This is a genomic window from Mesorhizobium sp. M8A.F.Ca.ET.165.01.1.1, from assembly GCF_004792065.1.
GTDB lineage: Bacteria > Pseudomonadota > Alphaproteobacteria > Rhizobiales > Rhizobiaceae > Mesorhizobium.
The window spans coordinates 106220-128213 of sequence record NZ_SRTH01000009.1 but is presented as its reverse complement, the minus strand read 5'-3'; the positions used below and the strand labels follow the sequence as shown (position 1 = coordinate 128213).

General features: G+C 64.4%; 20 protein-coding genes and 1 pseudogene. 11 read left to right on the top strand and 10 right to left on the bottom strand.

The genetic code is table 11. The features are described 5' to 3' along the window. The first annotated feature begins 50 nt into the window (after positions 1-50). Positions 51-809, top strand: coding sequence for an ABC transporter ATP-binding protein (locus EN808_RS22830; RefSeq protein ID WP_245511674.1), 759 nt, complete (start codon positions 51-53; stop codon positions 807-809). Positions 810-1131: 322 nt separating this feature from the next. Here EN808_RS22830 and EN808_RS37650 read toward each other — a convergent pair whose 3' ends face one another. Continuing rightward, positions 1132-1233 carry a hypothetical protein gene (locus EN808_RS37650; protein WP_281041816.1) on the bottom strand — a complete coding sequence of 34 codons (102 nt, stop codon included), beginning with the start codon at positions 1231-1233 and terminating at the stop codon, positions 1132-1134. 109 nt (positions 1234-1342) lie between these two features. Continuing rightward, positions 1343-2734 (bottom strand): annotated as a pseudogene (locus EN808_RS22825) (GMC family oxidoreductase N-terminal domain-containing protein); the annotation flags it as partial. A gap of 365 nt (positions 2735-3099) precedes the next feature. Here EN808_RS22825 and EN808_RS22820 point away from each other — a divergent pair. From EN808_RS22820 to EN808_RS22800, 5 genes are read left to right on the top strand one after another with little or no spacing between them, the layout of a single operon-like run. After that, positions 3100-4374, top strand: coding sequence for an NAD(P)/FAD-dependent oxidoreductase (locus tag EN808_RS22820; protein ID WP_135916943.1), 1275 nt, complete (start codon positions 3100-3102; stop codon positions 4372-4374). 43 nt (positions 4375-4417) lie between these two features. Then, positions 4418-4864 carry a RidA family protein gene (locus EN808_RS22815; protein ID WP_127870873.1) on the top strand — a complete coding sequence of 149 codons (447 nt, stop codon included), beginning with the start codon at positions 4418-4420 and terminating at the stop codon, positions 4862-4864. Further along, on the top strand, positions 4861-5535 hold the full coding sequence (locus EN808_RS22810; RefSeq protein WP_127280565.1) for a DUF1028 domain-containing protein: 675 nt from the start codon (positions 4861-4863) through the stop codon (positions 5533-5535). The genes EN808_RS22815 and EN808_RS22810 overlap by 4 nt, the downstream gene beginning before the upstream one ends. 19 nt (positions 5536-5554) lie before the next feature. Then, entirely contained in the window at positions 5555-7045 is a 1491-nt protein-coding gene (locus EN808_RS22805) for an aldehyde dehydrogenase (RefSeq protein WP_135916942.1), read from the top strand. Between the two features lie 48 nt (positions 7046-7093). Further along, positions 7094-8029 carry a LysR family transcriptional regulator gene (locus EN808_RS22800; protein WP_135916941.1) on the top strand — a complete coding sequence of 312 codons (936 nt, stop codon included), beginning with the start codon at positions 7094-7096 and terminating at the stop codon, positions 8027-8029. 15 nt (positions 8030-8044) lie between these two features. On the opposite strand, the gene argE is transcribed toward EN808_RS22800, so the two are convergent. Next, positions 8045-9202, bottom strand: a complete 1158-nt coding sequence (gene argE, locus EN808_RS22795; protein ID WP_135916940.1) for an acetylornithine deacetylase — start codon at positions 9200-9202, stop codon at positions 8045-8047. A 225-nt stretch (positions 9203-9427) separates the two neighbouring features. Here argE and EN808_RS22790 point away from each other — a divergent pair, with 225 nt between their 5' ends. Beyond that, entirely contained in the window at positions 9428-11497 is a 2070-nt protein-coding gene (locus EN808_RS22790) for an NAD(P)-binding protein (RefSeq protein WP_135916939.1), read from the top strand. Between the two features lie 55 nt (positions 11498-11552). Here the strand turns inward: EN808_RS22790 and EN808_RS22785 are convergent, their stop codons facing one another. From EN808_RS22785 to EN808_RS22760, 6 genes are all read right to left on the bottom strand, one after another. Continuing rightward, the gene (locus tag EN808_RS22785; RefSeq protein ID WP_135916938.1) at positions 11553-12578 is read right to left on the bottom strand and encodes an ABC transporter ATP-binding protein; all 1026 of its coding nucleotides are present in this window, start codon (positions 12576-12578) and stop codon (positions 11553-11555) included. A gap of 8 nt (positions 12579-12586) precedes the next feature. Further along, positions 12587-13429, bottom strand: a complete 843-nt coding sequence (locus EN808_RS22780; RefSeq protein ID WP_127275841.1) for a carbohydrate ABC transporter permease — start codon at positions 13427-13429, stop codon at positions 12587-12589. After that, a complete protein-coding gene (locus EN808_RS22775) occupies positions 13426-14280 on the bottom strand; it encodes a sugar ABC transporter permease (protein ID WP_127275847.1) in 855 nt (284 codons plus the stop codon). The genes EN808_RS22780 and EN808_RS22775 overlap by 4 nt, the downstream gene beginning before the upstream one ends. Before the next feature lie 90 nt (positions 14281-14370). After that, positions 14371-15615 (bottom strand): sugar ABC transporter substrate-binding protein, encoded by a 1245-nt coding sequence (locus tag EN808_RS22770; protein ID WP_135916937.1) that lies wholly within the window; start codon positions 15613-15615, stop codon positions 14371-14373. 75 nt (positions 15616-15690) lie between these two features. Further along, positions 15691-16476 carry an SDR family oxidoreductase gene (locus EN808_RS22765; protein ID WP_135916936.1) on the bottom strand — a complete coding sequence of 262 codons (786 nt, stop codon included), beginning with the start codon at positions 16474-16476 and terminating at the stop codon, positions 15691-15693. Further along, positions 16473-17231: a FadR/GntR family transcriptional regulator gene (locus tag EN808_RS22760; RefSeq protein WP_135916935.1), complete on the bottom strand. Its 759-nt coding sequence runs from the start codon at positions 17229-17231 to the stop codon at positions 16473-16475. The genes EN808_RS22765 and EN808_RS22760 overlap by 4 nt, the downstream gene beginning before the upstream one ends. A 131-nt stretch (positions 17232-17362) precedes the next feature. Between EN808_RS22760 and EN808_RS22755 the strand changes: the two genes are divergently transcribed. From EN808_RS22755 to EN808_RS22740, 4 genes are all read left to right on the top strand, one after another. Next, complete coding sequence (locus EN808_RS22755; RefSeq protein WP_135916934.1) at positions 17363-18502, top strand: mandelate racemase/muconate lactonizing enzyme family protein; 1140 nt, start codon at positions 17363-17365, stop codon at positions 18500-18502. A gap of 58 nt (positions 18503-18560) precedes the next feature. Beyond that, positions 18561-19427, top strand: coding sequence for a DUF6772 family protein (locus EN808_RS22750; RefSeq protein WP_135916990.1), 867 nt, complete (start codon positions 18561-18563; stop codon positions 19425-19427). Beyond that, positions 19427-19762, top strand: a complete 336-nt coding sequence (locus EN808_RS22745; RefSeq protein ID WP_127870883.1) for a hypothetical protein — start codon at positions 19427-19429, stop codon at positions 19760-19762. Before EN808_RS22750 ends, EN808_RS22745 begins: the two co-directional genes overlap by 1 nt. 70 nt (positions 19763-19832) lie before the next feature. After that, the gene (locus EN808_RS22740; RefSeq protein ID WP_127870884.1) at positions 19833-20615 is read left to right on the top strand and encodes an SDR family oxidoreductase; all 783 of its coding nucleotides are present in this window, start codon (positions 19833-19835) and stop codon (positions 20613-20615) included. A 53-nt stretch (positions 20616-20668) separates the two neighbouring features. Here the strand turns inward: EN808_RS22740 and EN808_RS22735 are convergent, their stop codons facing one another. Next, a complete protein-coding gene (locus EN808_RS22735) occupies positions 20669-21991 on the bottom strand; it encodes an MFS transporter (RefSeq protein WP_127871029.1) in 1323 nt (440 codons plus the stop codon). Positions 21992-21994: the final 3 nt, after the last annotated feature.

Here is a 21994-nt window from a genome sequence, read left to right as displayed (position 1 = left end):
TGGCCGGCACGGCCTCGACGACCGGCGATCCGCGCCCGACCGGCACGACGATGGCCATCGAAGACGTGACATTGCGTTACGGCGACGCCAACGGCGTGCTGGCGCTGGACGATGTGTCGCTGGGGGTGGCAAGGAACGAATTCTGCGTCATCGTCGGCCCTTCGGGATGCGGCAAATCCAGCCTGCTCTACCTTGCGGCCGGCCTCAATGACGCGACTTCGGGCAGCATCAAGGTCGATGGCAGGGAAGTGATCGAGCCTGGCCCCGACAGAGGCATGGTGTTCCAGAGCTACACCTTGTTTCCCTGGCTCACGGTGCGCGCCAACATCGAATATGGGCCCAGGCGCAAGGGTCTGCCGGCGGGGCAGCGCAAGCAGATCGTCGACCAGTATCTCGACGAGGTCGGCCTCGCGCCCTTTGCCGACCACTACCCCGCTCAGCTTTCCGGCGGCATGAAGCAACGCGTGGCGATTGCGCGTGCCCTTGCCAACGACCCGGCAGTTCTGTTGATGGACGAGCCCTTCGGCGCCCTGGACAGCCAGACCCGCGGCACCATGCAGAAACTGCTTTTGCGTGTCTGGGAGCGGCAGCAAAAAACGGTCCTGTTCGTTACCCACGATATAGACGAGGCGCTCGTCCTGGGCGATCGCGTCCTGGTGATGACGGCCCGGCCCGGCAAGATCAAGGCCGAGATCAAGGTCGAGATCCCCAGGCCGCGCTCGATGGACGTGATCCTCGAACCCGAGTTCATCGCGCTCAAGCGCCGCATCCTCGGCCTCTTGCACGACGAGATCGACGAGGATCATTGAACCAGTCTCTCGACATGGGGCCTCTGAAAAGGCTGCAGGCTTTCAGCGCGGATGCTGGGAATTGGCCGAAGCCTCTCTGCTTCGTCATCCACGGGCGGAGCGGGAGCGAAGCGGACGCGGAGACCCGAGGATCCATTCCGTGACCTTGGCCGAGCGACGCAGCGGAGCAGAATTCTGCACGGTAGCAACGCCTTAGCGTAACGGAATGGATTCTATGGTCTGCGCGCGTCGCTTCGCTCCTTGCTCCGCCATAGAATGACGACGTTTGGAGGGCTTAAGACAATTCTGGACGTTTGCGACGGTTCACCAGAACAGCGATGGCCTACTTGCCACCGCGATGTCCCGAGCCGAGGATCATCTCGGAAACCTTCTGTCCGATCATCATGCTTGGCGCGTTCGTGTTGCCGCCGATCAGCTTCGGCATGACTGACGCATCCGCGACCCGGAGCCCATCCACGCCGCGCACTTTCGACCGCCATCGCGTCCGTCCCCATCTTGCAGGTCCCGACAGGGTGGTAGACGGTCAGCGCTTCCGCGCGCAGATAGGCGAGGATCTCGTCATCGCTGCGGACGTCCTTGCCCGGAAGCATTTCCTTGCCACGCACCTCATCGAACTCGGATGCGGCGAGGATCTTGCGCGCGATCTTGATGCCTTCGACAAGCACTATGGCGTCCTCTTCATCCGCGAAGAAACGGTGGTCGATCAGAACGTCGCGCCGAGAACTGTCGCGTGACAACCTGATCTCGCCCGCGCTTTTGGGTCTGAGCACGCAGGTATGAATGGCATAGCCATGGCCATATTCGATGAGCCTGCCGCGGTGGCTGCGATAGCCCGGCACGAAGTGGAACTGAATGTCGGGCAGGCCGTTCGCATGCCTGGTTTTCGCGAAGCCGCCAGCCTCGACATAATTGGTGGTGAGCATGCCCTTGCGGCGCGCGAAATACTGGAAGGGTGCTGCCGCGATGCGGGGCAGGTTGGCGAGCGACAGGCCGAGCGTCCTGGTGCTCCTGGAGCGCACGGTGATCATGCCGTCTATGTGGTCCTGCAGGTTCTTGCCGACGCCGGGCAGGTCGAGAACCGGCGTGATGCCGATCCGCCGCAACTCGTCCGCGGGGCCGATGCCGGACGCCATCAGGATCTTGGGCGAGTTGATGGCCCCGGCACAGAGCACGATCTCGCGGCTGGCCGAGAGCATTTTCTCCTGGCCGTCATGGCGCACGCGCAGTCCAGTCGCGCGCCCTTCGGCGATGACAAGGTCGATCACCTCGCATGCACTGAGCAGGGTCAAGTTCTTGCGATTGAGCACCGGACGCATGAAAGCGGTGAAGCTGCTGAAGCGCTGGCCCCGGTTCTGCGTGACGTTGTAGACCCCGACGCCGAACTGGCTCTTGGCATTGAAATCTGCGTTGGCAGGCAGGCCGGCATGTTCGCCGGCCTTGACGAACATGCGGGAAAGCACGTTTGGATCGCGCGGATTGTCGACCATAAGCTCGCCGTCCGTGCCGTGATAGCGCGGGTCCTGGGCGACCAGGTTGCGCTCCAGTTTCCTGAACACGGGCAGCACGTCGCTGTAGGCCCAGCCGGCGCAGCCGAGCCCGGCCCATTCGTCATAGTCCTCAGCGGCGCCGCGAATATAGACCATCGAGTTGATCGAACTCGATCCGCCCAGCGCCTTGCCCCGGTTGACTGGAATGCTGCGGTTGTTGAGATGGGGCTGTGGCACGCCGACGAAACAATAGTCGTAGTTCGGGTTGCCATAGAGCGACAGAATGCCTGCCGGCACGCTGACCCGCAGGCTGTTGTCGCTGCCGCCTGCCTCTATCAGGCACACTCTGACCGAGGGATCGGCACTCAGCCGATTGGCCACCACGCAGCCGGCCGAACCCGCGCCGACGACAATGTAATCATAGCTTTCAGTCTTCATGGCGGCCCCTCGAGAATGCCGGCTCGAGGCATTGCGGAACGGGGGAGCGCCTCCTGTTCCGTGCCGACCCGTGCCCGGCTTCGCCCGCCACCTCATGCGGCGCCGCGGACCCGATCGCTGAAACTGTAGATGCGTCTGTCGGCGCGAGAAATTCGGAAATGGTTACGCGTGACTTCGGAGATTCGTTATGGGCGCCCACCGCCACGTGCTGCTACTTGTGAGCGCCAATAGGGAGACCGGATGGCGCAAGCGGCTTGTCCGGAACACGGCGAAATGGATCACGCCGGGCTGCGTCTGCCAGCCGCCGGAAATCGGCTTTCGTCCCGTGCGGCAGGAGCTGTCGGATGGTCAGGAGAGGACTGGGCATGTCGGTTGAGACGATAGACACGCTTGTCGTTGGCGGTGGCCAGGCGGGGGTGGCCATGAGCGAGCACCTGAGCAAGTGCGGGGTGCCTCATCTCGTTCTCGAACGCGGCCGCATTGCCGAGCGCTGGCGCTCGCAGCGGTGGGATTCCCTGGTTGCCAATGGCCCGGCCTGGCACGACCGCTTCCCGGGCATGGAGTTTCCGATTACGGGTCCCGATGGCTTTCCCTCCAAGGAGGAGGTTGCCGACTATTTTGTCGCTTACGCAAAGCAGATCGATGCGCCGATCCGTAGCGGCGTCGAGGTCAGGCTTGTGCAAAGAAATGTCGGCCGGCCCGGATTCCGCGTCGAGACGTCCGATGGCCTGATCGAGGCAAACAGCATCGTCGCCGCGACCGGACCCTTCCAGGTCCCCGTCATCCCGCCTCTCGTCCCCAAGGAGGCAGGCATCCTGCAAATCCATTCCAGCGCCTACCGCAACCCCGATCAGCTGCCAAAAGGCTCGGTGCTGGTGGTCGGCGCGGGATCCTCGGGCGTGCAGATCGCCGACGAACTCCAGCGCGCTGGCAAGCGCGTCTACCTCTCGGTCGGCCCGCACGATCGCCCGCCGCGGGCCTATCGCGGGCGCGATTTCTGCTGGTGGCTGGGTGTTCTCGGCAAATGGGACCTCGAAACCCCTGGACCCGGCACGGAACATGTGACGATCGCGGTGAGCGGCGCGCGCGGCGGCGAAACGATCGATTTCCGCCGACTGGCGAAGCAAGGGCTCACCTTGGTCGGCATGACAAGGACCTATCAGGACGGGCTGATGAGCTTCGCGCCTGATCTTGCGAAGAACATTGCCCGCGGTGATGCCAATCTGATGTCGCTGCTGGACGAGGCCGACGCCTATGTGGCGCGCAACGGTCTCGACCTTCCCGAAGAGCCCGCTGCCCGCCGGATCGAACCGGATCCCGAATGCATGACCAATCCGATCCGCGAACTGCACCTGGCCGAGGCCGGGATAGCAGCGATCATCTGGGCGACGGGTTTTGCCGCCGATTACAGTTGGCTGAAGGTCGATGCCTTTGATGAGAAGGGAAGGCCAAGGCACCACCGCGGCGTCTCGACCGAGCCAGGGATCTATTTCCTGGGCCTGCCCTGGCAATCGAGAAGGGGTTCCAGTTTTATCTGGGGCGTCTGGCACGACGCCAAGCACGTGGCCGACCGTATTTCGACGCAGCGCAAATATCTGGCCTATCACGCCGCCGCGAAACGCGAGTCCGTGGACGCCTGACCAAAGCCGACGACGCCGCGAGCCCGACCTGATGGAGACCAATATGGCGCATACGCGAATTCGCACCTTCAATACCAAGGATACCTATCCCGAGCAGAAGCTCGACAATGATCTTTGCCAGGCGGTCGTCACGCGAGGTGGCCGCACGATCTATCTGCGCGGCCAATGCCCGCAGGATCTCGACACCGCCAAAAACATCGGCAGCCACGATCCGGTCGAGCAGACCCACAAGGTCATGCAGAACATCAAGCAGCTCATCGAGGAATGCGGCGGCACGATGGAGCATCTGGTCAAGGTGGTGATCTATCTGACAGACGTGCGCCATCGCGAAGCCGTCTACCGGACGATGGGCGAATACATCAAAGGCGTGCATCCGGTTTCGACCGGCCTTGTCGTATCGGCCTTGGCGCGGCCGGAATGGCTGGTCGAGATCGACGGCACCGCCGTAATCCCGGATGATGCACAGCCATCATCCCGGACTAGGCCATGACCTTCTCGATAGTAGCGCGCTGCCGGCGCACGGGCATGTTCGGGGTGGCGGTATCCTCGTCGTCTCCCGCCGTCGCGGCACGCTGCGCCTATGCGCGGGCCGGCGTCGGCGCGGTTGCCAGCCAGAACGTCACGGACCCGACGCTCGGGCCACGGGCGCTGGAGCTGATGGCGCGGGGTGCCTCCGCCGCTGAAGCCGTCGCGATTCTGAAGCGCACGGCCGCTTTTAGCGAATACCGGCAGGTGCTGGCGGTCGACGCGGCCGGCGGCAGCGCAATCCATTCGGGACCGAAAGCACTCGGCATCTGGGCCGAGGCGCGCGGCGAGGACGTCGCCTGCGGCGGCAACCTGCTTGCCAGCGACAGGGTTCCGCAAGCCATGGTCGACGCCTTTCTCGCCTCCGAAGGCGATCTCGGCGACCGGCTGATCGCCACCATGCGGGCCGCGCTCGATGCAGGCGGGGAGGCGGGACCTATCCGCTCCGCCGGCATGAAGCTGGTGCGCGATGTTTCATGGCCGGTCGCGGACCTGCGTTGCGACTGGACCGAGTCGTGTCCGATCGAGCAGCTGGCGGCGCTGTGGGAGATCTACAAGCCCCAGCTCGACGCCTATGTCACGCGCGCTCTCAATCCGTCCGGTGCGCCGAGCTATGGCGTTCCGGGTGACGAATAGTCCGACATCTGGAGCCGGCATGAGCGAACTCAGTCATAAGGATTGGATCGGCAAGGCGTCGGCGATCCGCTTTCGCGACAGGGCGTTCATCGACGGCAAGGCGGTGCCCGCCCGCTCCGGCCGGACCTTCGCCAGCATCAATCCGGCCACGGGCGCAACGCTCGCCGAGGTTGCTTCCTGCGGCGAAGAGGACATCGACCTCGCAGTCGCTGTGGCGCGGCGCAGTTTTGAGGCTGGCGTCTGGTCGCGAGCGAGCCCTCAGCATCGCAAGCAGGTGCTGCTGCGGCTGGCGGAATTGCTGCGCGAGAACCTGCAGGAGCTGGCGCTGCTGGAATCGCTGGACATGGGCAAGCTGGTCAAGGACGCGGCGACAATCGACGTGCCGGGGTCGGCGGCGATCTTCCAGTGGTACGCCGAAGCGATAGACAAGGTCTATGACGAGGTGGCGCCGACGGGCCCGGGCGACCTCGCCTTGGTGCGGCGTGAGCCGCTTGGGGTCGTGGGCGCCGTCGTGCCGTGGAACTTTCCGCTCGACATGGCGACCTGGAAATGCGCGCCCGCGCTGGCGGCGGGCAATTCGGTGGTGCTGAAACCCGCCGAGCAATCGCCATTCTCGGCGCTCAGGCTGGCCGAGCTTGCCATGGAAGCGGGCCTGCCCGCCGGCGTTCTTAATGTGGTGCCTGGCCTCGGCGAGACGGCTGGCCAGGCGCTTGGCCGCCACATGGATGTGGATTGCCTTGCCTTCACGGGGTCGACCGCTGTCGGCAAGATGTTCCTGCAATATTCCGGCCAGTCGAACATGAAGCAGGTCTGGCCGGAGACCGGTGGCAAGAGCCCCAATCTGGTGTTCGCGGATTGCGGCGATCTGGATGCGGCCGCCGACATGGCCGCCTTCGGCATCTTCTTCAACCAGGGACAGGTCTGCTCGGCCAATTCCCGGCTTCTGGTGGAACGCGGCATCAAGGATGCGCTGGTCGAGAAACTGGCAGAGCGCGCAACCGCGACCCAGCCCGGCGATCCGCTCGACCCAGCATCCAGGATGGGTGCGATGGTGGACGCGCGCCACGCCGCGACCGTCATGCGTTTCATCGATGGCGGCAGGAAGTCGGCACGGCTGGTGGCCGGTGGCGACCGGGTCGCCGTCGACGGGCGCGGCAGTTTTGTGCAGCCCACGATCTTCGACAACGTCTCGCCCGACGACCCGCTTGCCCGCGACGAGATCTTCGGTCCGGTTCTGTCGGTGATCGCCTTCGACACCGAAGACGAGGCGCTTCGCATCGCCAACGATAGTGTCTACGGCCTGGCTGCATCGCTGTGGACCGACAGCCTGTCGCGGGCGCATCGCCTCGCGGAAAGGCTGCGCGTGGGCACGGTTTCCGTGAATACCGTCGATGCGCTGAGCCCGATGACTCCCTTCGGCGGTTTCAAGCAGTCCGGTTTCGGGCGCGACCTGTCGCTGCACGCGCTGGACAAATACACCGCGCTGAAGACCACCTGGATCAAGTACTGAGGAGTGGGCGCGACTTGATCACCAGCCGCAAACCGGCAACATAGAACCATGCCGCTCCGCTTCACGCTCAGACAGCTCGAATATTTCGTCGCCGTTGGCGAAGCGGGTTCGATCGCCAAGGCGGCCGAGCAGGTGAACGTCTCGCCGCCGTCGATCTCGGCGTCGATCGCCCAGCTCGAAGCCGAGTTCGGTGTCCAGCTTTTCGTGCGCAAGCACTCGCATGCCCTGGCGCTCACCGCGGGCGGACGCCTGTTTCTCAAGGAAGCCGCGCGCCTGCTCAACGACGCGGATGCGCTGCACGACATTGCCGGCGACATCGCCGAAAAGGTGCGCGGACCGCTGGCGATCGGCTGCCTGCTCACTTTCGCGCAGATCGTGCTGCCGGCGCTGCGCAAGAAATTCGAGGATGCCTATCCCGATGTGCGCGTCCGGCAATTCGAACGCAACCAGGGCCAATTGTTCGAGATGCTGCAGCGTGGCGAGATAGACGCCGCGCTGACTTACGATCTGGAGCTGTCGCAGGACATGACCTTCGAGCCGCTGATGCAGTTGCCGGCCTATGTGATGCTTCCGGCCGCGCATCGCCTGGCGGCGAAGGCAGGCATCACCCCCGAGGAACTGGTCGATGAGCCGATGGTGCTGCTCGATCTGCCCTACAGCCGCGAATATTTCCTGTCGGCTTTCCAGCCCAGGGGCCTGGGGCCCAGGATCGTCGAGCGCACCGGCGACATCGCCGTGATGCGCTCGATGGTCGCCAATGGCTTCGGCTACGGCATCGCCAATATGCGGCCGCTCAACACCATGTCGCCGGACGGAAAATTGCTGGTCTTCGTGCCTTTGCTGGGTGACCTCAGGCCGCTGACCATAGGAATTGCCTTGCCCAACGCCGAGCATCGCACGCTGACGGTGCAGGCCTTCATCGACCACTGCCGCCGCTTCGTGGTAGAACAGGGCGTCTTCGGTACCGAACGCATCGTGAAGTGAGGGCGGCCAAGTGGCTCACGGCCAGCCGTCCGTGAGCCGTTCCAGCAATCTGTCCAGCATCCCGTCGCAACGCCGCAGCTGTTCGACGCTGACAAATTCGTCCGGCTTGTGTCCCTGCGCCATCGAGCCCGGCCCGCAGACGACGGCAGGCGTACTGAGATCGCGGCTGAACAAGCCGCCTTCCGTGCCGAACGCGACTTTCATCGTGTCGTTGGCACCGGTCAGCGATTTGACGAAAGCTACCGCCTCCGATGCGGCCGGCGTGTCGAGACCCGGATAGGTGTTGGTGATCTCGATTTCGATTGCGGCCTCGGCCGCGATCGAGGCTGCGTCCTCAGCGATGCGCGCCGCAGCAATGCGCAGCCTGTCGAGAATGCCGGCGGCATTGTCGGCGGCAACGTTGCGGATCTCGAAATCGACCTGGCACAGGTTGGGCACGATGTTGAGCGCGACGCCGGCATTGATCTTACCGACATGCACCGTCGTGTAGGGAATGTCGTAGTCGCCGTCGCGGGAGCCGTCGCGGGCCAACCGCTCCTGCTCGTCGCGCAAAGCGCGCACGAAATCGCAGCCGAGATGGATGGCATTGAGCGCCAGCGGGGCGAGCGCCGAATGGCCTTCGCGTCCCCTGCAGACGGCGCGAGCGGCAAGCTTGCCCTTGTGCCCGGTCGCCACCTGCATGTTGGTCGGCTCGCCGACGATGCACAGCAGCGGGCGTCGCGGCGCCGCGCTTAGCATTTCGATCAGGTCGCGCACGCCCAGGCAGCCGACTTCCTCGTCATAGGAGAGCGCCAGATGCAGCGGCGTCCGAAGCGCCATCCTGGAAGCCTTGATCGAGGCCGCGAGAGCGCAGGCCACGAAGCCCTTCATGTCCGTGGCGCCCCGCCCGTAAAGCCTGCCGTCGCGCTCGGTCATTTCGAACGGCGGCAGCGTCCAGTTCTGGCCGTCGACGGGGACGACGTCGGTGTGACCGGACAGCATGACACCGGGCCGGTCGGCCGGGCCGATGGTGGCAAAGAGGTTGGCCTTGTGCTCGTCGGCGCTGCGGACGATCTGGCAGGCAACGCCGTTCGCTTCGAGCAAGTCGGTTACATAGCCGATCAGGTCGAGGTTCGAGTCGCGGCTCACAGTCGGGAATGCGATCAGCCTTTCGAGTATCCTGATACTGTCCATGTTCCAGTCTCGCTGTCGGGTCCTGGCTGTCTAGCACCATGCCGCCAATGCCCTGAAGTCGCATTTCGCTCAGCCCCGGTTCAACACAGACTAATCCGCGCCGGCGCACGCGATTAGGCGCGTCCTAATCGGCGCAGAAGAAATCCGTAGTTTTCCCGCGCCGGCTCCAATCTATGAGTAGTCTCGGCGGGACCGGCGGTGCCGGGCCTGCACGGAGGAAGCACCATGCGCGACCCACGCTACGACATCTTGTTCGAGCCGATGAAGATAGGTCCGGTAACGGCCAAGAACCGCTTCTATCAGGTTCCGCATTGCAATGGCGGCGGCTATCGCGATCCGTCGGCCGCGGCCGAGATGCGCCGCGTCAAGTCGGAGGGCGGATGGGGCGTCATCTTCACCGAGCAGACGGAGATGCACCACACTTCCGAGATCACGCCCTTCATCGAATTGCGGCTATGGGACGACGCCGACATTCCGGCCTTGGCCAAGATGGCGAGAGCCATGCACGAACACGGCGCGTTGGCTGGCATCCAGCTCGCCTATTCCGGCATCAACGGTCCCAATCTCTACACCAAGGAGGTTCCGCGCGGGCCGTCGGCCCTGCCGATCCGCACCTTCACCAACGATCCGGTGCAGGCGCGCGCCATGGACAGAGAGGATATCCGCGACCTGCGTCGCTGGCACCGCAATGCCTTCAAACGGGCGAAGCAGGCGGGTTTCGACCTGGTATGCCTCTATGGCGCACACGGCTTCGGCATCATCCAGCATTTCCTGTCGACGGCCACCAACCAGCGCGGCGACGAATATGGCGGCTCGCTGGAAAACCGTTCGCGGCTGATGCGCGAGCTGATCGAGGAAGGGCGCGACGCGATCGGCGACACCTGCGGCCTGACGCTCAGGCTGTCGCTGGACGAGATGGTCGGCGAGCTCGGCTTCGCCAATTCGGAAGTCCGCGACATGATCGAGATGCATGCCGAACTGCCCGATCTGTGGGATCTCGCGCACGGCGCCTGGGAGGACTGCTCCGGCCCGTCGCGCTTCAAGGAAGAGGCGGCACAGGAAAGCCTGGTGTCGGGCATCAAGAAACTGACCTCGAAGCCGGTCGTCGGCGTCGGCCGCTTCACCTCGCCCGACGTGATGGTGAGGATGATCAAATCGGGTACGCTCGACTTCATCGGCTGCGCCCGCCCGTCGATCGCCGATCCCTTCCTGCCGAGGAAGGTCGAGGAAGGCCGCATCGAGGACATTCGCGAATGCATCGGCTGCAACATCTGCATCACCGGAGACATGACCATGTCGATCTCGCGCTGCACGCAGAACCCGACCTTCATGGAGGAATGGCGCAAAGGCTGGCACCCGGAGCGCATGCAGGCCAAGGGCGACAGCGAGAGCGTGCTGATCGTCGGCGCTGGGCCTGCCGGATTGGAGGCCGCGCGCGCGCTCGGCCTGCGCGGCTACAAGGTGGCCATCGCGGAAGCCGGTGCCGAGCTTGGCGGGCGCGTGGCGCGCGAGAGCAAACTTCCAGGCCTGTCGGCCTGGGGCAGGGTGCGCGACTATCGGCAGTATCAGCTCAGCCAGATGCCTGATGTCGACATCTATTTCGAAAGCCGGCTGTCGGCGGACGACATCCTGTCCTTCGGCTTCCAGAACGTCGCCATCGCCACCGGATCGACCTGGCGCCGCGATGGCGTCGCCCGCGCCCATGTCGTGCCGATGCCGATCGACGCCGCGATGCCGGTCTACACGCCGGACGATCTGATGGACGGCAAGGTCCCTTCCGGCGACGTCGTGCTGTTCGACGACGATCACTATTACATGGGCGGCGTTCTGGCCGAGCTGATGGCGCGCCGGGGGGCGAAGGTGACCTTGGTGACGCCATCGGCCTATGTCTCGGACTGGACCCGCAATACGCTGGAGCAGGGTGCCATCCACCGCCGCCTGGCGGACCTGGGAGTCGATATCATCCTCAACAGGAGCATCGTGAGTGTCGCTTCAGGCGGTGTCGTGACGGCTTGCGTCTACACCGGCGCCAAACAGGATCTGACAGCCGATGCAGCCGTCCTGGTCACGTCGCGCAATCAGGACGACGCCGTTTGGCGCGATCTCAAGGCCCGGGAAAACGAGTGGGCCGACAGTGGCATCCGTTCGGTCAAGGTCATCGGCGACGCCGAAGCGCCGGGGCCCATCGCATGGGCAACCTATGCCGGCCACCGCTTCGCCCGCGAGCTGGACGAAGCCGACATCGGCGACGCATTGCCGTTTCGGCGGGAAGTCACGGCGCTGGCGGCGGAATAGATCGTCGAAGGCACGGATCGCGGAGCGTCGCGCTGCTTGATCGCCGCGGCAGATATCAGACCGCCCGTCCTTCCTTGTCGAAGAAATGCAGATGTCCGGGTTCGGCCAGTAGGCCGACCTCGGCGCCGGTTTCGGGCGCCGGTCCTTGATTGTGGATGACGAGGCAGGTCTGGCCCCCATCCATCTCGACATGGAGGAGCGTGACGGCGCCGGTATATTCCGCCAGCCTTACCTTGCCGCGTAACGTGCTGTTCGAGGGCTGGCCCAGCGACAGGTGCTCGGGTCGAATGCCGACCGACGTGGCCGTCGCGGGGACCGACGCGCCAAGCGCGATCGGCTGTCCGTCGGCAAGTGGCAGGATGTTCATCTTGGGGCTGCCGATGAACTGAGCGACGAAGATGGTCCGCGGGCTGTCGTAGAGGTCGCGGGGCGAGCCGACCTGTTCGATCCTGCCGTCGCGCAACACCACGATCTTGTCGGCAAGCGTCATGGCCTCGATCTGGTCGTGGGTCACATAGATCATCGTCGTCGACAGGCGTTGGTGCAACGCCGCGATCTCGGAGCGCATGTGGACACGCAGTTCGGCATCGAGGTTCGAGAGCGGCTCGTCGAAAAGGAAGACGTCCGGATTGCCGACGATGGCCCGGCCGATGGCCACGCGCTGACGCTGTCCGCCCGACAACTGACGAGGAAAGCGGTCGAGCAACGGTTCGAGCTTCAGCGTCGCGGCGGCTTCCGAAACACGGCGGGCGCGTTCGCTGGCCGGCACCTTGCGGACCTTGAGGCCGAAACCCATGTTGTCGCGGACCGTCAGGTGCGGATAAAGCGCGTAGGACTGGAACACCATGGCCACGCCGCGCCTGGCCGCCGGCACCTCGTTGACCAGGCGGCCGCCTATGTGGAGTTCGCCGTCGCTGATGTGCTCAAGGCCGGAGATCAGCCGCAGCAGCGTCGACTTTCCGCATCCCGAGGGACCGACGAAGACCACGAACTCGCCATCCTCGATCTCGAGATCGACGCCGCGGATGACCTGGACAGTACCGAAATTCTTGCGGATGTCCTTGAGCAGAACCTTTGTCATGACGTCCCTTATCCCTTGACGCCGGAGAGGGCGAAGCTCTCGATGATCTGGCGCTGGGCGATCAGATAGATGATGAGGATGGGAACCACCGCCAGGCTCGTCGCCGCCAGTTGCAGGTTCCACAGCGGCAGGCCGTAGCTGTCGTTGAAATTGGACAGCGCCAGCGGCAGCGTGAACTTCTCCAGCGAACTGAGGAAGATCAGCGGTTCGAGGAACAGGTTCCACGAATGCAGGAAAGTGATGATCGCGACCGCGGCAAGCGCCGGCCGCGACATGGGCAGCGCGATCTTCAACCAGACGCCGAAGCGCGACAGCCCGTCCATCTTGCCGGCGTCCTCGAGTTCCTTGGGCAGCGCCAGGAAGAACTGGCGCATCAGGAACGTCGCCACCACACCCTGCGGGCCGAAGACCGGCAGCAGGATGAGCGGCCAGTGCGTGTCGATCAGGCCCATGGCGCGGATCAGGAAGAAGTTCGGGATGATGGTGACCTCTTCCGGCACCATCAGCGCCATCACCAGGAACAGCATCAAAAGGCCCGCACCCGCAAAACGGATGCGCGCCAGCGCATAGCCCGCCAGCGAGGCGATGAACAGGGTCAACGCCGTCACCGTCGCGGCAATGTAGAGCGAGTTGAAATACTGCCGCGCGAAGGGCTGATAGGTGAACACTTCCACAAAATTCTCGAAGCGCCAGACGCGCGGGATCAAGGTCGGCGTGCCGAAGATTTCGGTGGTGCTCTTGAAGCCACCGGAAATCATCCACAGGAACGGGAACACGAAGGGCACCGCCAGCAGCAGCAGGGCCACGGTCCAGCAGATACGATAGAGGATTTCGGTCCGGCGCGCGGTCACTCCATATCCCTCCGCCGCAGCATCACCTGCACCAGGGTCAGCGCCATGACGATGACAAACATGATCAGCGCCAGTGCGGCCGCGTAGCCGACGTTGAAGAATTTGAAGCCCTGCTGGTAGATGTAGAACGCCAGTACCAGCGTGCCGTTTTCCGGGCCGCCGCCGGTCATCTGGTAGATGTGGTCGAACACCTTGAACGACCCGATCGTCGTCAGAACCATGATGACGAGCGTCGTTGGCGCAAGCAGCGGCCAGGTGATCATGCGGAAGACCTGCCAGCGCGAAGCGCCTTCCAGCGTCGCCGCTTCCTCGTAGTCGCGCGGTATCGACTGCAGCGCCGCGATGTAGAGGATCATGTTGAGCCCGACCATCTTGATGACGCGGGTGACGATGACCGCCGCCATCGCCCAGTTGGGCTCGCGCAGCCAGTTCGGACCGTTTATGCCGATCCAGGCCAGCATCTGGTTCACGGCGCCGCCTTCACCTTGCAGCATGAATTTCCAGACGATCGCCCAGGCAATCGCCGACGTGACCACCGGCGCGAAGAATACCGTGCGAAAGAAGACGACGCCGAAGAACGGCCGCGACAGCGCCAGCGCAAGCGAGAGCGCCAATGCCATGTTCAGGGGCACGAGCCCCAGCGCGAAGATCACGGAATTGCGCACGACATGCCAGAAGTCGGGGTTCTCCAGCAGGACGTTGTGGAAATTGCGGAGCCCGACGAACGTCGCCTGTTGGCTGAGCAGGTTCCACTCGGTCGTCGAATAGTAGAAAATGGCGACCAGCGGGCCGAGGAAGAAGATCAGGAAGCCGATCAGCGTCGGGCTGACGAACAGCCACGCTTCCAGCATTTCCCTGGTCTTCAAGGTCAGCCACGGCGCGCCCGCAGCGCGCGCCGCATTGTCCCGGAATGCCTTGCCGGCCACGAAGCGGAGCCCCTGTCAGAGCAGCGGCTGGATGGCTGCGCAGACGCCCTTCAGCGCCTCTTCGACATTGGCGTCGGCCCGCCACAATGCGTCGACGCGCGGCGCCATCGCCGCGAAGATCTGCGGCACATGCTCATGCGAGGGATGGACGCGGCCGTTGACGATCGCGGCGGCCACGCTCTTCATCTGTTCCGGCGGGATCAGCTTGTTGGAATTGACGAAGGCGTCGCTCTCCAGGACGCTCTTGCGGGCCGGCGGGAAGAACTGCGCCATGACAGCCACATTGTCCTTGCTGGTCATCTCGGCGACCAACTGGGCGGCGAGCTCCGTGTTCTTGCCCGATGCAAAGACGGTCAGCGCGGCCTGGCCGATGACCGGAGCCTCGCCGGCCGGTCCCGAAGGCAGCGGAGCAATGCCCCATTTGAAACCCGCCTCGGGCATCTTCGAGGCCCGTGAGATCTGGTTCACGGTCATCGCCGAATTGCCGGAGAAATAGTCGCCCTGTTCCCCCGGCGGCACGATCGACTTGTCCTTGAACACCATGTCGTGGAGCTGCTTGACGGCGGCCACCGCTTCCGGCTTGTCCAGGCCGCACTGGCCGTTGGCCCACAGATCGCCGCCATAGGCGCGCACGGGTGGCAGCAAGGCGTGCGTCATGCGCGATGCATAGCCTTCGCCGTCCTTGAACTCGAAGCCCCATTTGCCGGGATTGGCGTCGGTGACCTTCTTGGCGACCTCCTGGAATTTCTGCATGTTCCACTCGCCTTTCGCGGCAAGCTGGTTGGGATCTTCGAGACCCGCTTTGTCGAACATGTCCTTGTTGTAGTAGATCAGGAAAGGCGAGGTCGAGAACGGCATGCCGTAGACCTTGCCGTCGTTTTGCCAGAGCGCCATCGCCGGCTCGGAGAAATCCTCGAAATTGAATCCCTCGGTCGCCTTCAGCGTCGGGCCGATGTCCATGAGCAGGCCGGCGTTCTCGAAGGCCGGTGCGGCATCTTCCATCATCCAGGCGATATCGGGGGCGTTACCGCCGGCGACCTGGAAGGTGAGCTTCTGCGTATAGTCGGCGACCGGAACGGTCTCGAACTTCACCGTGACGCCCGGGTGCTTGGCGATGAAACCCGCGGCGATGCCGTTCAGCATCTTGAGATGGGCCTCGTTGCCGGTCCACACCGTCATCCGGAGTTCCTGGGCCATCGACTGTGCCGATAGGGCGCACAGCGCCACGGCCGATAGTGCGAGCTTGATTGCGGTCTTCATGATTTCCTCCCGAAACGCTGATGGTCACTCAACAACTGTGGGCGCGATATCAATGGCCCGGCCGGCGGCGTGTGGTCATGCTGTCGCTCCTGGCAAGGCACCGGGCGCGTCACCGATCGTCCAACCGCCGTCGACGGGGATGTCGGCACCGGTGATGTAGCGGGCGGCGTCGCTGCACAGGAAAACGAAAGCGCCGACGACGTCGTCGGGCTGGCCGTGGCGTCCGGCGGGAATCTTCGCCGCAACCGCCTGGCGGAAAGCGGCGTCCCGGTACCGCTCGGCGGTGGCCTCCGTCTCGATCGCGCCGGGCGATACCACATTCATGGTGACGCCGTGCGGCGCGACGTCACGCGCCATGGCGCGCACCGCCGTCAGCTGCGCGGCCTTCAGCGATGCATAGACGATCGTTTCGGCGCGCGGGCGCCTCGCCATCACGCTGCCGGTCGCCACCACGCGCCCCCATCCGCGCTTTGCCATGGCTGGAACCAGCCGCGTGGCCAAGGTGAGCAGGGCCGTGAAGTTGGCCGCGACATGTGCTTGGATATGCGCTTCGTCGACTTCGTCCCAGGCACGGCGCCGCTCGATCGCGCCGTTCGAGACCAGGATGTCGATGGCGCCGTCGCCGACTTCGTCCGCGAAGGCCGACATTGCCCTGCTGTCGGTGAAATCGGCCTCGTGCACAACGGTGCCGGGACCGATGGCCGCAGCCGTGTCGCGCGCTCCGGCGGCGTCGCCGAAATGGTGCAGCGCGACCGTGGCCCCCTGCTGGGCAAGGGCGATCGCAACCGCGCGCCCGATGCCGGAGCTGGCGCCGGTGACCAGCGCTCGACGACCGGCAAGGGAAAAACGGTCCTGGCTCAAGGCGACGGCTCCCCGAGCTTGTCGGCGACCTCGAACGAAGCGATGTCGGCCGCGTCGAAGTGTTCGTGGACGCGCTGGTCCGCGAGGTCGGTGTCGCCCGCCGCGATCGCGTCATGGATTGCCTGGTGCCGTTCAACGGTGGCGCGCCAATCCGCCTCGGTGCGATTGGAGCGTCGTGAGAACAGCTCCGAAACCTCCCGTTGGACCGAACGCATCCCTTCCATCTGGATGCGGATCATGGAATTTCCAGTGGCTGTCGCGAGGCCGAGGTGGAACATGATGTCGGCCTGTGTGAAATCACCCGGTTTGCCAATGCCGGCCCGCATGTCGAGCAAAGCCTGGCGCATTAGGTCCAGCCCCCGAGGGTCGCGGCGCTCGGCGGCCAGCCGGGCGATGCCGACCTCGATGACCCGGCGCATCTCGTTGGCTTCCTGAAGCCGCGTCAGGCTTGAACGGACGGCATAGGCATAGATGCGGTCCATCGGCTCGCCGCTGAGTGCCTTGGCGCGCGCGACCTTGCCTTGCTGCGTCGACACCAGGCCCGCGCTGGTCAGCTGGCGCAGCGCCTCGCGTGCAATCGGCTTGGAGACGCCGAACTCCCGGGCGATCTCGCCTTCCGGCGGTAACGCCTCGCCAGGGGCGATGCGTCCGTCGAACAGCGCCGCTGCGATTGCATCGGAGACCCCATCCGCAAGGCGTGATGGGCTCGCGGGCTTCACGGCGAAAATCGATTTGCGTGCTGCTTCTGTGACCATTCGGGATCCTCTTTTGGCTGCCTAGCACGATTGTCTCAAACATAGCAACTAAGTTTTCTGGTTGCTAAGTTTATAAGTGAGCGTTATGACGAGCCATCCGCAGGGACGAGGGAAATCTGATATCGATGCGCATGAGCGATCCAACCGCGGCCGGGCCGTTGAAGATTGCCGAGGTGATAGCCCATCCCCTCAGTCAGACGCTGCCCAGGCCTACGGTCACCTCATGGGGCGTCTACGAAAAGGTGTCGCTGGTTCTGGTCGAAGTGCGCACCACAGACGGCATTGTCGGGGTCGGCGAAACCCTGGCGCGATTTTCACCCAAGGCCTATGTCGAGTTGATCGAAAGCTCGCTCAGGCCGCGCCTGCTCGGCCAGGACGCCCGCAATATCGGCGCCTTGTGGCAGTCGATGCGCCGCGCTTTGTCGGGCAGGGCAGGCGGTATGCTGATCGAGGCCATCGCCGGCGTCGATATCGCGCTATGGGATATACTGGGCAAGGCAACCGGACAGCCGATCGCCAAACTTCTTGGCGGCGTCGGACGTCATCGCATCGACGTCTACGCGGCGGCCGTCAACTGGGTTGATGACAAAGCCGCCGACGCTGAACTCGACCGTTACGTGGCCGAGGGTTTTACACGCATCAAGGTCAAGATGGCGCGTCCTGTGCGCGACGCTTGCAAGCGCATCGAGCGCATCCGCAAGCGGGCCGGAGACGCGATCGGGCTCTGTGTCGATGCGAATTGGGCCTACAATCTGGACGAGGCCGTCGAGGTTGGCCGTGCGCTTTCGGCAAATGGCTATTTCTGGTTCGAGGAGCCGCTGCAGCCGGAGAACGAGCAGGGCTATGAGGAATTGCGTCGGCGCTGCGACGTACCGCTGGCCGCGGGCGAGAGCAATTTCACCCTCGACCAGGCGCAACGCCTGATCGCCAACCGCACACTGTCGGTGCTGCAGCCCGACGTGGCGCGCGCCGGCGGCATCTCCGAGACGCGCCGCATGGCCGAATATGCCGCCGCGCATGACGTCCGCTACGCTCCGCATATCGGCATGTCCGGCATCGTCTGCGAGACCGCGAGCGTCCACATGGCTGCCGCGATGCCGAACTTCGGCGTGATGGAATGCGAGTGTGATGCCAGCCCGTTCAAGACGCATCTGGCCGATCTCGCGCCCGGCTGCGTCAGGCAGAAGAACGGCACGCTCGATGTCCCGCAAAAACCCGGACTCGGCATCGAAATCGATTGGAAAGCCGTCAAGAAACTGAAAGCCGAATGAGGCCGAAGACCAGATGAAGAACCAGACTCCAGACCAGACCGGCGACCTGACCGAGGCGATGCGCCTGGCGCTGCTGCGCGCGGACCCCGCGCTCAGCCGTTTCGATCCGCTGCCGCGGATATTGTCGTTCGACAATTTCGCGCGCGGTCATTGCGGCTGGTCGCAGCTTGTCGGCAACTACGAGGACGATCTCGACACCATGCTGCCGGGCTACGCGCAGCACACTAGCGCGATGCTGTCGACGCTCGCCCATTGGGACGCCGGCTCGCATGGCGGGATGGATTCGTCCTATGCCCTCAAGATAGCGACACGACCGGTGGCGGGCGCCCGCAACGTCGCCATCAAACGCCACACATTCCGCAAACGCGGGCCGATCCGTTTCGAAATTTATTTTACCTTCAAGCCGGAGGCCAACACGCTGAAGCTGTCCGAAACCGACGTGCGCTCCGTCGGCCTCCTCTTCGATCTGCAGGGTGGGGACCAGGACGGCAACAACGATCGCGTCATGCCGCATCTGCGCTTCTTGAACGCGCTCGACGGCCAGCATCTGCAGAAATGGCAGTACAAGCGCAAGACCGAAAGGATCACCCCGATCGGCACCGACAACAAGACGATCAGCCACTACCATCTGTCGCCGGAAGGCTGGGTCGATCTTCCCGGCGGATCGCAGCGTCTCTGCTACAACGAAATCCCCACCAAGGTGAACTGGACGTATTTGTGCTTCGATTTCGATCTGGCAACGATGACGGCGCTCGGGCTCAGGTGCAACGATCGCAGCTTTGATCTCTCGGGTTTCGATTCGATCCGCCTCCCGGCGATGAAGAACCTGTGGTGCATGCTCAACTTCGGCCTTTTCGCCGAAACCGACGTCGCCAAACGGGCCTTCCTCTACGTCGATTCCATCTGCATTTCGGGAGATTTCTGATGCTGCCCGAGAACATCACCGCGGTCGTCTCCCGCAACGAGTGCTGGCGTGGCGAAGCCGCCAGCGAGCCCTACGAGGCGGGATGGGCGCGCGAGGCGATCTTCTTCGTGCGGGCACTCAAGCAACCCGTCGGCCCCATCGCCACGGCATGGGTCGAGGTCTCGCCGGACGGCATGCACTGGCTGCGCGAGGGCACCGAGTTTCCGATGCCAAAGGAGCGCGACGCCGTGGCGATGGCGCGGCTAGCCCATTTCGGCAACTGGCTGCGCGTCGCGGCAAGGTTCGACAGCGGCGCCGAATGTACAGTGCTGGTGACGCTGCACCTGAAGGCCTGAACCGGCTCGCGCCAACGTCACAGGCCTCGCCTACGGCTGGCCATCCCTCTTTCGATCTCATGGAGAAATCATGATCGACGTATACGCCACATTTGCCCCGGACAGCTTTGCCGGCAAGACCGTGCTGGTGACCGGTGCCGCGAGCGGCATGGGTTTCGAAACCGCCCGTGCATTCCTCTCCAAGGGGGCCGAGGTCGTGATGTGCGACCGTGATGCGGAAGGCCTTGCGAGGCGCCATGACGAGCTGGGCGGGATGGCCGGGACGCCGCACAAGGTGGTGGCCGACATGGGTGATCCCGACAGCATCGGGCGCATGTTCGACTATTGCGATGCCAGGCTGGCGCGGCTCGACAATGTCGTCACCTGTGCCGCGATCATCACCGCCAAGCGAATCCCCGACCAGGATTGGGCGCACTGGCAGCGCGTGCTAGGCGTCAACTTGCTGGGCACCTTCTTCACGGTCCAGGGCGCGGTGCAGCGCATGCAGGGCAGCGGCGGGGGAAACATCGTCTGCGTGGCATCGGACGCCGGCGTGCATGGCGGTGGCGGCCTTATCGCCGACACGGCCTATGCGGCCTCGAAGGCCGGCACGCTGTCGCTGGTGAAGTCGGTCGCGCGCGAACTGGCGGGAAAGGCGGTGCGCATCAACGCCCTCAATCCGGGGCCGACCGATTCGCCGATGCATTCCCACATCGATCCGGCCCTCAAGGACCGCATCGCGGCCAATTTGCCCATACGCCGGATGGGCCGGCCCGACGACATGGCCGCCGCGATCCTGTTCCTGTGCTCCGACGCCGCGAGCTTCGTCTATGGCGCGGCGCTCGACGTCGATGGCGGTTCGATGTTCCGCTGACCGGCGGGGCAGCCGCCCTGCGACGCTCGCTGACCCTCGCCGCCATAGAGCGTTCAGTCGGTCGGACGGTCCGCGGCCGAACGCCGTCCATCGATCCACAAGGCAAGCAAGGTGCAGGCCGCGCCCGAAAGCAGGTAGGCGCCCGCGGCGATGAGGCCGAAATTGCCGGCCAAAAGCAATGCCGCGAGTGGCGCGAAGCCGGCGCCGAACATCCAGGCGAGATCCGAGGTTATCGCCGAACCGGTATAGCGATGCTGTCGCGAAAAGCTCGATGCGACGACACCCGACGATTGCCCGAAGCTCAGCCCCAGCAGGATGAAGCCCAGCACCATGAACAGGGCCTCGCCAACGGTGCCGCCATCCAGCAGCTGCGGGGCAAAGCCGCTGAACGTCGCGATGGCGATCGCCGAACCGCCGAGCAGCGCGCGGCGTCCGACACGATCGGCGAGCGGGCCTGACGCGACGATGGCGGCGATGCCGAACAGCGCGCTCACCGCCTCGATCGCCAGGAAGCGCGCCGGCCCCTCATTTGTGAACAGGAACACCCAGGAGAGCGGAAACACCGTCACCATGTGGAACAGGGCGAAACTCGCCAGCGGCGCGAAGGCGCCGATAACGACATTGCGGCCCTCGGCCCTGATCGTGTCCCTTATGCGCGTCGGCTGGAGGTCGCCGCTCTCGTACAGTTTCGAGAATTCGGGCGTCACCACGATGCGCAGCCTGGCGAACAGGGCCACGACATTGATGGCGAACGCGACGAAGAACGGATAGCGCCAGCCCCAGGCAAGAAAGTCGTCGGCCGACAGGTTGGCGACGAAGAAGGCGAAGAGAGCGCTGGCCACGATGAGGCCGATCGGAGCCCCCAGTTGCGGGATCATGGCATAGAAGCCGCGCCGGCTCCGTGGCGCGTTCAGCGCCAGCAGCGAGGGCAGGCCGTCCCACGTCCCGCCGAGCGCCACGCCCTGCCCGATGCGTGCCAGCGCCAAAAGCCAGATCGCGACCGCGCCGATATCGCCATAGGCGGGAAGGAACGCGATGGCGACGGTCGAGGTGCCGAGCAGGAACAGCGCGATCGTCAGTTTCGCACCGCGACCGTAGGCGCGATCGACGGCCATGAACAGGACGGAGCCGAACGGACGGGCGATGAAGGCCAGCGCGAAGATGGCGAAGGAGTAGAGCGTTCCGACGAGCGGATCATGCGTCGGAAACACCAGCTTGGGGAACACGATGACGGACGCGATCGCATAGACGAAGAAGTCGAAGAATTCCGACGTCCTGCCCACGATCACGCCGACCGCGATATCGCCCGCGCTGACCTGGCCATGATGCGAGCCGATCAACTCGCTGTTTGTTTCGGCAGTCGAAGTCTGAGCCATCTT